This window comes from Pseudomonas sp. KH_024_B2 (assembly GCF_057839965.1).
In genome coordinates, this window is the sequence record NZ_CM174502.1 from 4,531,949 (window position 1) to 4,544,262 (window position 12,314).

The 12,314-nt window shown below is 56.6% G+C and carries 13 protein-coding genes and 1 pseudogene; 2 read left to right on the forward strand and 12 right to left on the reverse strand.

The window, feature by feature from the left end; genetic code table 11:
• Positions 1 to 51: 51 nt before the first annotated feature.
• The 8 genes and pseudogenes from ruvB to AC3I0A_RS21230 form a co-directional block, all read right to left on the reverse strand.
• Entirely contained in the window at positions 52 to 1,110 is a 1,059-nt protein-coding gene (gene ruvB / locus AC3I0A_RS21195; RefSeq protein WP_489374374.1) for a Holliday junction branch migration DNA helicase RuvB, read from the reverse strand.
• Entirely contained in the window at positions 1,111 to 1,722 is a 612-nt protein-coding gene (gene ruvA, locus AC3I0A_RS21200) for a Holliday junction branch migration protein RuvA (protein WP_489374375.1), read from the reverse strand.
• A gap of 115 nt (positions 1,723 to 1,837) precedes the next feature.
• Positions 1,838 to 2,362, reverse strand: a complete 525-nt coding sequence (gene ruvC / locus AC3I0A_RS21205) for a crossover junction endodeoxyribonuclease RuvC (protein ID WP_489374376.1) — start codon at positions 2,360 to 2,362, stop codon at positions 1,838 to 1,840.
• 188 nt (positions 2,363 to 2,550) lie between these two features.
• On the reverse strand, positions 2,551 to 3,297 hold the full coding sequence (locus AC3I0A_RS21210) for a YebC/PmpR family DNA-binding transcriptional regulator (RefSeq protein ID WP_489374377.1): 747 nt from the start codon (positions 3,295 to 3,297) through the stop codon (positions 2,551 to 2,553).
• 141 nt (positions 3,298 to 3,438) lie between these two features.
• Positions 3,439 to 5,214 (reverse strand): aspartate--tRNA ligase, encoded by a 1,776-nt coding sequence (aspS, locus tag AC3I0A_RS21215; RefSeq protein WP_489374378.1) that lies wholly within the window; start codon positions 5,212 to 5,214, stop codon positions 3,439 to 3,441.
• A 106-nt stretch (positions 5,215 to 5,320) separates the two neighbouring features.
• Positions 5,321 to 5,542 carry an FmdB family zinc ribbon protein gene (locus AC3I0A_RS21220; protein ID WP_489374379.1) on the reverse strand — a complete coding sequence of 74 codons (222 nt, stop codon included), beginning with the start codon at positions 5,540 to 5,542 and terminating at the stop codon, positions 5,321 to 5,323.
• Between the two features lie 234 nt (positions 5,543 to 5,776).
• Entirely contained in the window at positions 5,777 to 6,136 is a 360-nt protein-coding gene (locus AC3I0A_RS21225; RefSeq protein WP_489374380.1) for a ribbon-helix-helix domain-containing protein, read from the reverse strand.
• A 210-nt stretch (positions 6,137 to 6,346) separates the two neighbouring features.
• Positions 6,347 to 6,698 (reverse strand): annotated as a pseudogene (locus tag AC3I0A_RS21230) (hypothetical protein).
• Positions 6,699 to 7,098: 400 nt separating this feature from the next.
• Between AC3I0A_RS21230 and AC3I0A_RS21235 the strand changes: the two are divergent.
• Positions 7,099 to 7,704: a cold-shock protein gene (locus AC3I0A_RS21235; protein WP_489374381.1), complete on the forward strand. Its 606-nt coding sequence runs from the start codon at positions 7,099 to 7,101 to the stop codon at positions 7,702 to 7,704.
• A 99-nt stretch (positions 7,705 to 7,803) separates the two neighbouring features.
• On the opposite strand, the gene AC3I0A_RS21240 is transcribed toward AC3I0A_RS21235, so the two are convergent.
• The gene (locus tag AC3I0A_RS21240; protein ID WP_489374383.1) at positions 7,804 to 8,010 is read right to left on the reverse strand and encodes a SlyX family protein; all 207 of its coding nucleotides are present in this window, start codon (positions 8,008 to 8,010) and stop codon (positions 7,804 to 7,806) included.
• A gap of 3 nt (positions 8,011 to 8,013) precedes the next feature.
• The gene (locus AC3I0A_RS21245) at positions 8,014 to 8,439 is read right to left on the reverse strand and encodes an HIT family protein (RefSeq protein WP_489374385.1); all 426 of its coding nucleotides are present in this window, start codon (positions 8,437 to 8,439) and stop codon (positions 8,014 to 8,016) included.
• A 901-nt stretch (positions 8,440 to 9,340) separates the two neighbouring features.
• Between AC3I0A_RS21245 and AC3I0A_RS21250 the strand changes: the two genes are divergently transcribed.
• Complete coding sequence (locus AC3I0A_RS21250; protein ID WP_489374387.1) at positions 9,341 to 10,630, forward strand: OprD family porin; 1,290 nt, start codon at positions 9,341 to 9,343, stop codon at positions 10,628 to 10,630.
• A 289-nt stretch (positions 10,631 to 10,919) separates the two neighbouring features.
• On the opposite strand, the gene AC3I0A_RS21255 is transcribed toward AC3I0A_RS21250, so the two are convergent.
• Together AC3I0A_RS21255 and AC3I0A_RS21260 are read right to left on the reverse strand one after the other, a co-directional pair.
• Positions 10,920 to 11,762, reverse strand: coding sequence for a mechanosensitive ion channel family protein (locus AC3I0A_RS21255; protein WP_489374389.1), 843 nt, complete (start codon positions 11,760 to 11,762; stop codon positions 10,920 to 10,922).
• A 35-nt stretch (positions 11,763 to 11,797) separates the two neighbouring features.
• Positions 11,798 to 12,283: a YajQ family cyclic di-GMP-binding protein gene (locus AC3I0A_RS21260; protein ID WP_489374391.1), complete on the reverse strand. Its 486-nt coding sequence runs from the start codon at positions 12,281 to 12,283 to the stop codon at positions 11,798 to 11,800.
• Positions 12,284 to 12,314: the final 31 nt, after the last annotated feature.

Sequence of the window (12,314 nt, forward strand, 5' to 3'; positions counted from 1 at the left end):
GCCAGCCCTAGGACCGCACATTCCCTGAACAAATCAGCGCGCAGAGGTTATTTAATCGTCCACGGTATCGAGAAACTCGTCTACCACGGGTATCTCTCCCAATCGTGACGGGATGTTAAGACCGAAGTGCAGATATGCATGCCGGGTCACGACGCGACCTCGCGGAGTGCGCATGATATAGCCCTGCTGAATCAGGTAAGGCTCGAGCACGTCCTCGATGGTATGTCGCTCCTCGCTGATCGCCGCCGCCAGGCTGTCTACACCCACCGGCCCGCCATCGAACTTCTCGATCATCGTCAGCAGCAGCCGTCGGTCCTGGTGATCGAAACCACGTTCGTCGATATCCAGAAGATTCAACGCTCGATCGGCAATCGGCTTGGTGATATGGCCATTGGCGCGCACTTCGGCAAAATCCCGGACGCGACGCAGCAAGCGGTTGGCAATCCGCGGCGTACCACGGGCACGACGGGCGATTTCAAAAGCGCCGTCTGGATCGAGCGGCAAGCCGAGAATGCCCGCCGAACGGCCGACAATGGTCGCCAGGTCCGCCGTGCTGTAGAACTCCAGGCGCTGGACGATCCCGAAGCGGTCGCGCAACGGGTTGGTCAGCATCCCGGCGCGGGTGGTCGCGCCCACCAGGGTAAACGGCGGCAGATCGAGTTTGATCGAGCGTGCAGCCGGCCCTTCGCCGATCATGATGTCGAGCTGAAAGTCTTCCATTGCCGGGTACAGCACTTCTTCGACAATCGGTGATAGCCGATGAATTTCGTCGATGAACAGCACATCGTGAGGCTCAAGATTGGTCAGCAAGGCTGCCAGATCACCCGGACGCTCCAGTACCGGCCCCGAGGTGCTTTTGATCGATACGCCCATTTCCTGAGCAATGATGTTCGCCAGGGTGGTTTTACCCAGACCTGGCGGACCGAAGATCAGCGTGTGATCCAGCGACTCGTTACGCCCACGGGCGGCCTGGATGAACAGCTCCATTTGCTCGCGCACGGTCGGCTGACCAATGTACTCGGCCAGGCTCAGCGGGCGAATCGCGCGGTCCTGAATTTCCTCGCGGTCACGGCTACCCGTGGCGGCGATCAGACGATCAGCTTCAATCACTTAAATCATTCCCTTCAGGGCCCGGCGAATCATGTCTTCGCTGCTCAAACCTTTTTCCTTGATAGCGGAAACCGCTTTACTGGCTTCCTGCGGCTTGTAGCCCAGGGAGATCAGCGCGCTGACGGCATCACTCTCGGCACTGGCCACCTGGGATGCCGGCGCGTCAGGCTGATTCGGCACCAGCGCAAACATGCTCGGCACGGTTTCCCAGGCCTTGAAGCGATCCTTGAGCTCGACCAGCAGGCGCTCGGCGGTCTTCTTGCCGACACCCGGCACCTTGGTCAGCGCCGAGGTGTCCTGTGCCGAGACGCAACGCACCAACTCATCGACTTCCAGACTGGACATCAAGGCCAGCGCCAGCTTCGGCCCGACGCCGTTGAGGCGGATCAGCTCACGAAAAAAATCCCGCTCGCGCTTGCCAATGAAGCCATAGAGTAACTGGGCATCCTCGCGCACGACCAAATGGGTGTGCAAGGTGATCGGTTCACCGACCGACGGCAGTCGATAAAGAGTGGTCATCGGCACTTCCAGCTCATAACCCAGACCATTTACATCAAGAATCAGGTGCGGCGGCTGTTTTTCAGCCACGGTGCCGCGCAAGCGTCCAATCACGTTTCAGATCCTTAAGCCTTGGCCAGATCAATGGCTGACGAGTAACAGAGTGAGCGCGGCGGCCGACAAAACCGGCGCCAGACGCTCCACTCGTAAAATGACTGCGCTGATGCTATCAGAGACGCAGGCGACCGCCACGACTGCGTGCCGTCCCCAAGCCATGGGGCAGCAAGCTGGAACGGGTATGCGCATGGCAAATGGCAATCGCGAGGGCGTCCGAGGCATCGATCTGCGGCTTGGCTGTCAGCTTCAACAAGTGCATCACCATCATCTGCACCTGCTCTTTATTCGCCGCGCCGGTGCCGACGACCGCCTGCTTGACCTGGGTTGCCGTGTATTCGGCAATTTCCAGGCTTTCTTCGGCTCCGGCGACAATCGCCGCGCCACGGGCCTGACCGAGCTTCAGTGCCGAGTCAGCGTTGCGCGCCATAAAGACCTTTTCAATGCCCATGGTCACCGGCCCGTAGGTCTGGATGACCTCGCGCACACCGCGATAGACGATTTGCAGCCGCTCATGCAGCTCACCGCTGCCGGTGCGAATACAACCCGACGCGACGTATACGCAACCACGCCCGGTATCGCGTACCACGCCATAACCGGTGATGCGCGAACCGGGATCGATACCAAGAATAAGTGTCATAACGCCTGCGGGTTGAGGGAGGTGTATCGGATACGCATCACTGTAGGCCGACGCAGAACCTTGTGGGAGCAGCCGGTCGACGCTCGATTGCTCGCGATGGTCGTTAACGATGACGCGACCTTCCTGAAACTACGCGTCGAGCTCAGGCTCATCGCGAGCAAGCTCGCTCCCACAAAAAGCCGGGGCGATCAGCCTAGCTGTTGGGCCACCGACTCCGGGATATCCGCGTTGGAGTAGACGTTCTGTACGTCATCCAGGTCTTCCAGCATGTCGATCAGCTTGAGCACCTTCTCGGCGCCTTCCAGGTCCAGTTCGGCACTGGTGGTCGGCAGCATGACGACTTCAGCGTCATCGCCCTTGAAGCCTGCGGCCTCCAAAGCGTTGCGCACGGCATAGAACCCGGTGAACGAGGTAAAGACATCGATGGAGCCGTCTTCGTTGCTCACGACGTCATCGGCGTCGGCTTCCATGGCGGCTTCAATCAGGGAGTCTTCGTCGACACCTGGCGCGAAGGAGATCTGCCCTTTGCGCTCGAACAGGTAAGCCACCGAGCCGTCGGTACCCAGGTTGCCACCGCATTTGCTGAACGCATGGCGCACAGCCGCTGCAGTGCGGTTACGGTTGTCGGTCATGCATTCGACCATAACTGCCACGCCGCCCGGGCCGTAACCTTCGTAGGTCAGCTCGACCATGTCGTCGGTATCGGCAGCACCGGCACCACGGGCAACCGCGCGATCGATGATGTCCCGGCTCATGTTCGCACCCAGCGCCTTGTCCAGCGCCAGACGCAGACGCGGGTTGGACCCCGGATCACCACCGCCCTGGCGGGCAGCGACCGTCAGCTCACGAATCCACTTGGTGAAAATCTTGCCTTTCTTGGCATCCTGACGCTCTTTGCGGTGCTTGATGTTCGCCCACTTGGAATGACCTGCCATAACTTGCTCCAGATTCTCTTTGAAACATTGCCCGCCGCGCGACTGAGCGCAGGCCGGCAAGTAAAAATTTCGACCCTTCTCAATCTATAAAGAAAGGAAAAGGCGCATCAGAGGATGCGCCTTTCACCTTTCAGGTCAGCCTTACTCAGCCTTTGGCTGTTCGCGCAAACGGATGTGCAGTTCACGCAATGCCTTGGCATCTACCAGACCCGGCGCCTGAGTCATGACACAGGCAGCGCTCTGGGTTTTCGGGAAGGCGATCACTTCACGGATCGACTGGGCGCCGGTCATCAGCATCACCAGACGGTCCAGACCGAAGGCCAGACCACCATGGGGTGGCGCACCGTATTTCAGGGCATCGAGCAGGAAGCCGAATTTCTCTTCCTGTTCAGCTTCGCTGATACCCAGCAGACGGAACACCGACTGTTGCATTTCCTTGCGGTGGATACGGATCGAACCGCCACCCAGCTCGGTACCGTTCAGGACCATGTCGTAGGCACGGGACAAGGCTGCAGCCGGGTTGGCTTCCAGTTCTTGTGGCGAGCACTTCGGCGCGGTGAACGGGTGGTGCAGTGCGGCGAGGCTGCCGTCGTCGTTTTCTTCGAACATCGGGAAGTCGACGACCCACATCGGTGCCCATTCGCAGGTGTGCAGGTTGAAGTCGTTACCGACCTTGATCCGCAGCGCGCCCAAGGCTTCGCTGACGATCTTGGCTTTGTCGGCACCGAAGAACACGATGTCGCCATCGACTGCACCCACGCGATCGAGGATCACGTTGAGGTTGTCTTCAGGGATGTTCTTGACGATCGGCGACTGCAGGCCTTCGACGCCCTTGGCACGTTCGTTGACCTTGATGTACGCCAGGCCCTTGGCACCGTAGATACCGACGAACTTGGTGTAGTCGTCGATCTTGCTGCGCGGCATGCTCGCCCCGCCCGGTACGCGCAAGGCAGCAACGCGGCATTTCGGATCGTTGGCCGGACCGCTGAAGACCTTGAAGTCGACATCCTTGAGCTGATCGGCAACGTCCACCAGTTCCAGCGGGTTACGCAGGTCCGGCTTATCGGAACCGAAACGACGCATGGCCTCGTCCCAGGTCATGTGCGGGAATTCGCCGAACTCCAGATCCAGCACTTCCTTGAACAGGTTGCGGATCATGCCTTCGGTGATGCCCATGATCTCGGCTTCATTGAGGAAGCTGGTTTCGATGTCAATCTGGGTGAATTCCGGCTGACGGTCTGCACGCAGGTCTTCATCGCGGAAGCACTTGGCGATCTGGTAGTAACGATCGAAGCCGGCAACCATCAGCAATTGCTTGAACAGCTGCGGCGATTGCGGCAAGGCAAAGAAGCTGCCTGCGTGGGTACGGCTCGGCACCAGATAGTCACGCGCACCTTCAGGGGTGGCACGGGTCAGGATCGGTGTCTCGACGTCGAGGAAGCCGTTTTCGTCCAGGTAACGACGGATGCTGGTGGTCATGCGCGAACGCAGGCGCAGCTTCTCGAGCATTTCCGGGCGACGCAGGTCGATGAAGCGATAACGCAGGCGGGTTTCTTCGCCGACGTCAGAGAACTCGTTGAGCGGGAATGGCGGGGTTTCCGCCTCGTTCAATACTTCCAGCTCGTAGCCCAGCACTTCGATCATGCCCGAAGCCATGTTGGCGTTGCCGGCACCGGCCGGACGCAGGCGCACCTTGCCGGTGACCTTGACCACATACTCGCTGCGCACGCGGTCGGCGGCGGCGAAAGTTTCAGCGCGATCCGGATCGAACACCACTTGGGCCAGACCTTCACGATCACGGATATCGAGGAAAATGACCCCGCCATGGTCGCGACGACGGTGGACCCATCCGCAAAGGGTAATTTCCTGACCTTCCAGGCTTTCGTTCAGTTGGCCGCAATAATGGCTGCGCATCATGATGGTGATTTCACTTCTCGTAATTCGAAATTCGATTGGAGGCCTTGCGCACCACCACCCTTAAGTCAGGCGCCAGATAATGCAAGAGCTCGCGTGGTCGTTCAACTTAGTCAGCTTTGTCGCCGCCAGACAGATTCTTCTTCGAGCCTGTCTTGAAGTCAGTCTCGTACCAGCCGGTACCGCTGAGGCGGAACCCGGGCATGGAGAGCATTTTTTTCAGTTCAGGCGCCTGGCAGGCAGGGCAGTCGACCAGCGGCTCGGCGCTGATCTTTTGAATGGCTTCCAGTTGATGACCGCAGGAAGCACATTGATAGTCGTACATGGGCATGGCGGTTGTCTCGGCAATCAATTCTACAGCCCGCGCCCGCACGAAAGCCCGGGCTACGCAGCAAAGAGCGGGATTATATCCATTAAATCGTGCCTGTGCAGCCGTATGACTGCATAGGCTGACGTCAGCCCTTGTAGAGCGGGTAACGACACCCACTGCTCAAGCTACGCAGCTACCGCGCCAGACCGTTTGCGGCCATTTGCTACACATCTCTCCTTTTATTGCACCCGGGCATCAAGCTCGCCCGGCAGCTGAAGCCTCGGCAACCAGACACGCCCCCTCCTTCAAGCTATGCGCGACACAAACGACTCTGACCAGCCCGCTGAAATTTTTCACTCCCCCATGACGTAAATGCACCTCTCTGTCGACATAGGAAAGCAGCGCACTGACCGAGCAACAATTGATCCTGGCGATCTCGGCCAGAATATCCCAATAGATTTGTTCCAGCCGCAAACAGGTAGCAAAGCCATTCAATCGAATCGATCTGGAAAGTGGTTGCGCCAACCCCATATCGAATTCCCTGACAAACGGATCAACCCTTGCATGTTTGAACCGGGGCACGTCCTTCACATCTCGACCTACTCCTTGAACCATATCCTCGACACTCCTTTGCCGTATGCTCTTTCAGAAAGTCAAAAACAAACCTGCCCCTTTATAAAAGCTTAACCAGATGGCTATATCCAGATGATTTCAGGACCACGAATGTAGGACAAGCCAACAACTACAGCGCGATTTATATCGCCGTCCTACATTCCAAAACCACAATGGTTTTATTACCAGCCACTTGAAAGCCCGGCCCCGGCATCAGCTGCTGTCCAGCAACGAGCACAGCATCCAGGCGCCTGCATACGCCGCGTCGGCGCCGCCGCCGTCGACTCATCGCTCACCTTGTCAAGCAGCGGGAAGAGCCCGCGCGCTGTTCGTATTACCGTCTTCTGACCTCGAACAAGTTGCTTGATCATATCGTCGGCACCTGGCACTTCCTCTTCCGCCTAAATCGAAGAAAGACACGCACAAACCAAATAAGCACCGGGCGCAGGAAAACCATGAAATTCCAGTGGAAGTTATGGGCTTTTAGATAAAGAACATAGGTATCCGTAGCCGCTGCCGAGCCTGCGAGGCTGCGTTCGGCTGCGCAGCAGTCGTAGTCCGGCAGATGCGTTTTCCCTGATGCACGGCAGTTGCAGGTTTTACGACTGCTTCGCAGCCGAACGCAGCCTCGCAAGCTCGGCAGCTGCTACGCATCCAGCCAAAATAAAAAACAGCAGCCCGCGGCCAGCCTGAAACCTCACACAACCGTCTGGAACAAGCGTCTACAAGACAAATCAGGGCAACATTTCCCTGGCAGGCGATCAACGGGCATCTATAGCGGCAGCGCCTGATTTGAGAAGGCCAAGGCTTTGCTGTTAAATAGAGGGTGTGTCGCTGCGACCTATTTCCCTGACCGCAGCGCATAGGCTGATACCGCGTACGTGTCCAGCGCCTCATATTGTTCAGAAGCGAACCGTTCGCAATCAGCTCTTCCTTGTGATCCGTCTTAACGTGAGTTAATCAAAATGTTGAAAATCGTCCATCTGCTAACGGGCGCAGCAGCCCTGCTGCTGTCCTTTATCCCTAGCCTGCGATCCGAAGCCGTACCTTACCTGCAACAACCCGATGCGCTTTATCTGGCATTTTTCGGTCTGCTCAACCTGACCCTCGCTCCGGTTATTCCCTACTGGAACAAAGGCCCACGTCATCAACTGCAGAACCTGGTCAGCGCCCTGCTGGTGCTTGCCGTCGTCCTGCAAATCCTCACACTACTGGCTCCTCTTCCTATAATTGGCGGCCAACCGGCCGTTCTGTTCAGTCTTCTGACTGCACTGGTTGCCGTTCTCCTGCATCTGGCCATCAGCTTCTACACTTCTTCGCCAGCATCTGCAGCGTCACAAAACTACGACATGACCAATCGCGATACCGGCACCGTCAAGTGGTTCAACACCTCTAAAGGCTTCGGTTTCATTTCCCGCGACTCCGGTGATGATATTTTCGTGCACTTTCGTGCTATCCGGGGTGAAGGGCACCGCGTCCTGGTCGAAGGCCAGCGCGTGGAGTTCTCCGTCATGAACCGTGATAAAGGCCTGCAAGCTGAAGATGTGATCGCAGCGTTGCCGCGCCGCTGATTTCAGCCCCCGCAATAAAAACCGCGATGCAGCCAGGCTGCATCGCGGTTTTTTTTTGCAGGGATGGGGGGCCTGCATTTTTGAGGCGCTCAAGAACACTCAATAATGCGGTGGCGGAGCTTCCTCCTCGAAGGACTCGAACTGGCCGGCCATTTCTTCCTGCCGCTTGAGCAGCGCCGCCATCTGCAATTGCAAACGCTCGACCACCCGCTGTTGCGTTGCGAGCACATCGCTCAACTGTTGAATCGTGTCATCCTGAAAAGCCTGACGGCTTTCCAATTCGGTAATACGCGCCTCAGCGTTCATTCTTCAGCCCTCCAGAAACTGAAAACCATCGGTCAACACCAGTCGCAGCCGCTCGCGAACTGCCGCCACCTGCTCGGCACTATAAGGCACTGCCGGATGCTTGCCCCAAACCGGTGCCGGCCAGGCCGCATCTTCACGCTTACGCACGATGACATGCATGTGCAGTTGGCTGACCACATTCCCCAGGGTCGCCACGTTCAACTTGTCCGCGTCGAACGAATCCTTGAGCATCTCTGCCAGCTCTGTGGTTTCTTTCCATAGCTGTTGTTGATCAGCGGCATCCAGCTGAAACAACTCACTGACATCCTCTCGCCGCGGTACCAGGATGAACCAGGGGTAGTTCGAATCATTGGACAACAGCAACCGGCACAAGGGGAAATCCCCGATGGGTAGCGTGTCTTGTTGAAGTCGTGGATCTAAAGTGAACACCGCGCGCACTCCCGCTCAGCTCATCAGTTTTCAGCTTGGCACACAGCCCGACCGACTGCTCGCCAAGCGACAGAACGGCAGCATACCTGCGATTGGCAATCCCTTCACGGTGAACACGAACAGGATACCGGCCATCAAGCCCATGGACGCCCCAATATGGATCACTTCTGATTCAAGCGCACAAATCAAGAAACGCTGGCCGGTCACACCCCGGGAAATGACCCGCTGATGCGGGGTCGTCACTTTTTATCTCGGAGCCGTCCTGGATGAATCTGCCCACCTCTGAAAATTTTTTGCACCAAAACTGCACAGCTCGTCTACGCTGATTGCCTTAGCCATCCGCCATCTACTCAATATTGAGTGTGAACCGGTAACGTTTTTGGTTGTCAGGTCGACTTTTCTGGTGCTAACACCAGTAAAACTGCGGAGTCAAGCTCAAACAAAACGACCTTAAAACCCCCGATTTCATGAGGTTTTGGCTGCTCCATCCAGAGCATCAGAAAAAATTAGCGAAAGAAAACGTGTTTGTGCACGCTTGTTGCATCCACACCTGCATCGTCGAAAAGATGCCCACCGCAAGTGGGTACCTTGAGACGCATAATAATAGTGGCAAGGTTGCCCATGGAGAATTCACCGCTTGAACGTAGAACATTTTTCTCTATGCTCAGGCCGTTGAAAACAGCACTGAAGTTGTCAGTCCGGATACACTGTGTTGTGGATTTGCGACATGGACCGAGCATTTTGCGACAGGGTCGTAAAGAAGCCGAAAGGATAGATACGTAAGTATCGCCAACATTGTCAGCGTGATATAAGTTTGCGCCGACACAAAAAGAAAGAGCCGCCCGGATAATAAAACAGGCGGACGGCAGTACTCTTCTAAAAACCAAAGGAGCAAATCACGATGCGCGTGATGAAGTGGAGCATGATCGCACTGGCTGTTTCAGCAGGCACCTCGCAGTTCGCAATCGCGTCCTCCCAGGACGAATCCAAAGGCTTCGTTGAAGACGCCAGCCTGGTCGCCAAGACTCGTATCGAGTACATGAACCGTGACTTCCGCAATGGCGCTGGCAACATTGCCAAGCCAGGTGGCGGTTTCAAAAGTGGCTATCGTCAAGACACCGGTATCAGCGAACTGGTTACTTTCGAGTCCGGCTTCACCCAAGGTACTGTCGGTTTTGGTCTTGACGCATTCGTAGGCGGCACCGCCAAGCTGGATGGCGGCTCGGGTCGCGCTGGTAACGGCCTGTTCGCTCGCGACAGCGAAGGCAATCCTGAGGACACCCAATCCAAGGCTGGCGCAGCTGTCAAAGTCCGTCTTTCCGACACCACGCTGAAATACGGTCGTCAATTCGTAGCCAGCCCTGTATTCGCTACTGATGACAGCCGTCTGCTGCCAGAAGTCGCTGAAGGCACCTTGCTCACCAGCAAAGAAATCAAAGGCCTGGAACTCAGCCTCGGTCGTTTCACTGCTCTGAGCTCGCAAACCGGCATGGGCAAAGACAGCATCGACGGTACAGGCCTGACCAGCGCCAACATCGTTGGCGCAACCTACCAGTTCACCGATAACTTCGTTGCGGGTATCGCTGCATCCGACGTTGATGAGTACTTCAAGAAGCAGTACATCAACGCCAACTACACCTTCCCGATCAACGACGAGCAGTCGCTGAACTTCGACCTCAACGCCTACAAAACTGAAGATCAGGGCCAGGCGCGGTACGGCGAACTCGACAACAAACTGTGGAGCTTGGCAGCTGCCTACAGCATCGGCGCGCACAAATTCACCGTAGCTCACCAGCGCTCTTCCGGCGACACCACCTACCTGTACGGCGTGGACGGTAACGGCACGATCTTCGTAGCCAACTCCATCCAGATCTCCGACTTCGTGGGTATCGACGAACGCTCCTGGCAGGGTCGCTACGACCTGAACATGAAGACCTACGGCGTTCCTGGCCTGAGCTTCATGGCTCGTTACGTATACGGCGACAACATCAAGACGTCTTCCGATACCGAAGGTAAGGAACACGAGTTCAACTTCGAAACCAAGTACGTTCTGCAAGAAGGTCCAGCCAAGGATCTGTCGTTCCGTCTGCGTAGCGCAATCTATCGTGCAAACGATGCCTACAACGCCGACTACACCGCAGACAACAACGACGTACGTATCATCGTTGAATACCCGCTGAGCATCTTGTAATTCTGCGGTAATTCAATGACGTCGTAGAGCTATGCTCTAACAAAAAACCGCTCACCTGATTCAGGTGAGCGGTTTTTTTATGGCCACTGAGTTGCAGTCGGGCAGTGAGGAAACTGCATAGCAAGCTAACCAACACATCTTGTTTACCAATGCGCGCACTTCATGCTTGGCGTCAGCCAAATGTTTTTAGCGAATAACACTTGAGGAGGGATAAGACACCCAAGAGGCTCATCGCCCCTTGAGCTCACTGCCGACACTTGACCGAACAGCCAAGCAATGACAAACAACGTTACTGCACAGCTGCTTCCTGAACCACCCGAATCACTCGCTGCGGGAACGGAATATCGATCCCCGCCGCCTTCAGCCGATCACGGGACAGTTCGTTGAACATGAACATGACATTCCAGTAATCCGCGGTCTTCACCCAGACTCGCAGGGAAACCGTAATCGAACTGTCACCCAGGGTCGAAATCACCGCTTCCGGTGCCGGATCGACCAGCACGCGCTCATCCTTGGCCAGCTCGAGCAGGACCTCACGGGCCTTTTGCAGATCGGCCTGGTAGTCGACGGCTATATCAAACACCACCTTGCGAGTCACCTGACGGTTGTGGTTGGTGATGATGCCGTTCGACAGATTGCCGTTAGGTACGATGATGGTCTTGTTATCACCGGTACGCAGCACGGTATGGAAGATCTGAATGCTGTCGACCGTGCCGCTGATGCCCTGCGCTTCGATCAAGTCGCCAATACGAAATGGACGGAACAGCAGAATCAGCACGCCGCCGGCGAAGTTCGCCAGGCTGCCTTGCAACGCCAAACCAATGGCCAGACCCGCCGCACCGATCGCCGCAACGAACGAGGTGGTTTCGACACCGATCATCGAGGCCACGCTGACGATCAGCAGCACCTTGAGAATGATGTTCGCCAGGCTGCCGATAAAACCTTGCAAGGCCTGATCGGCGTTGCGCATGGCCAGCAGCTTGCTGACTTTACGGGTCAGGTTGTTGATCAGCCACCAGCCGATGGCCAGGGTGATGACCGCCAGCAGCACGCGACTGCCGTATTCCATGATCATCGGAATCCACGCCTGGGACACCTTGACCAGGTTGTCCACTTCCGCATTCAAATCCATCTCTCTCTCCTTATTACCGGGTATCCGGACGCCGATCAGTCGCGGAAGTTGTTGAACTGCAGTGGCAGGCCGAAGTCCTTGGCACGCAGTGCGGCAATCGCTTCCTGCAAGTCGTCACGCTTCTTGCCGGTGATACGCACCTGCTCACCCTGAATGGCCGCCTGAACCTTGAGCTTGGCGTCCTTGACATGCGCGACGATCTTTTTCGCCATCTCCTTATCGATCCCTTCCTTGAGGGTCGCTTCCTGCTTCATCAATTTGCCGGAAGCGTAAGCGTCCTTGAGCTCAAGGCACTGCACGTCGATCTTGCGCTTGACCAGCGCGAGCTTGAGGATTTCGATCATCGCTTCCAGCTGAAAGTCGGCTTCAGCGGTCAGGTTGATCGTCAGATCCTTTTCCTTGAACTCGAAGCTGCCTTTGCCTTTCAAGTCATAACGACGGTCGAGTTCCTTGACGGCGTTCTCGACCGCGTTGGTGACTTCGTGCTTGTCCAGTTCGGATACCACGTCGAACGACGGCATGTAATTTCTCCAATGTTAAAAGGGCGCCGCT

What these genes read in the sequence shown, in the direction of transcription:
- ruvC (WP_489374376.1), bottom strand. Translation starts at nt 2,362, where the DNA reads ATGACACTTATTCTTGGTATCGATCCCGGTTCGCGCATCACCGGTTAT.
- AC3I0A_RS21210 (WP_489374377.1), bottom strand. Translation starts at nt 3,297, where the DNA reads ATGGCAGGTCATTCCAAGTGGGCGAACATCAAGCACCGCAAAGAGCGT.
- aspS (WP_489374378.1), bottom strand. Translation starts at nt 5,214, where the DNA reads ATGATGCGCAGCCATTATTGCGGCCAACTGAACGAAAGCCTGGAAGGT.
- AC3I0A_RS21220 (WP_489374379.1), bottom strand. Translation starts at nt 5,542, where the DNA reads ATGCCCATGTACGACTATCAATGTGCTTCCTGCGGTCATCAACTGGAA.
- AC3I0A_RS21225 (WP_489374380.1), bottom strand. Translation starts at nt 6,136, where the DNA reads ATGGTTCAAGGAGTAGGTCGAGATGTGAAGGACGTGCCCCGGTTCAAA.
- AC3I0A_RS21235 (WP_489374381.1), top strand. Translation starts at nt 7,099, where the DNA reads ATGTTGAAAATCGTCCATCTGCTAACGGGCGCAGCAGCCCTGCTGCTG.
- AC3I0A_RS21240 (WP_489374383.1), bottom strand. Translation starts at nt 8,010, where the DNA reads ATGAACGCTGAGGCGCGTATTACCGAATTGGAAAGCCGTCAGGCTTTT.
- AC3I0A_RS21250 (WP_489374387.1), top strand. Translation starts at nt 9,341, where the DNA reads ATGCGCGTGATGAAGTGGAGCATGATCGCACTGGCTGTTTCAGCAGGC.
- AC3I0A_RS21255 (WP_489374389.1), bottom strand. Translation starts at nt 11,762, where the DNA reads ATGGATTTGAATGCGGAAGTGGACAACCTGGTCAAGGTGTCCCAGGCG.
- AC3I0A_RS21260 (WP_489374391.1), bottom strand. Translation starts at nt 12,283, where the DNA reads ATGCCGTCGTTCGACGTGGTATCCGAACTGGACAAGCACGAAGTCACC.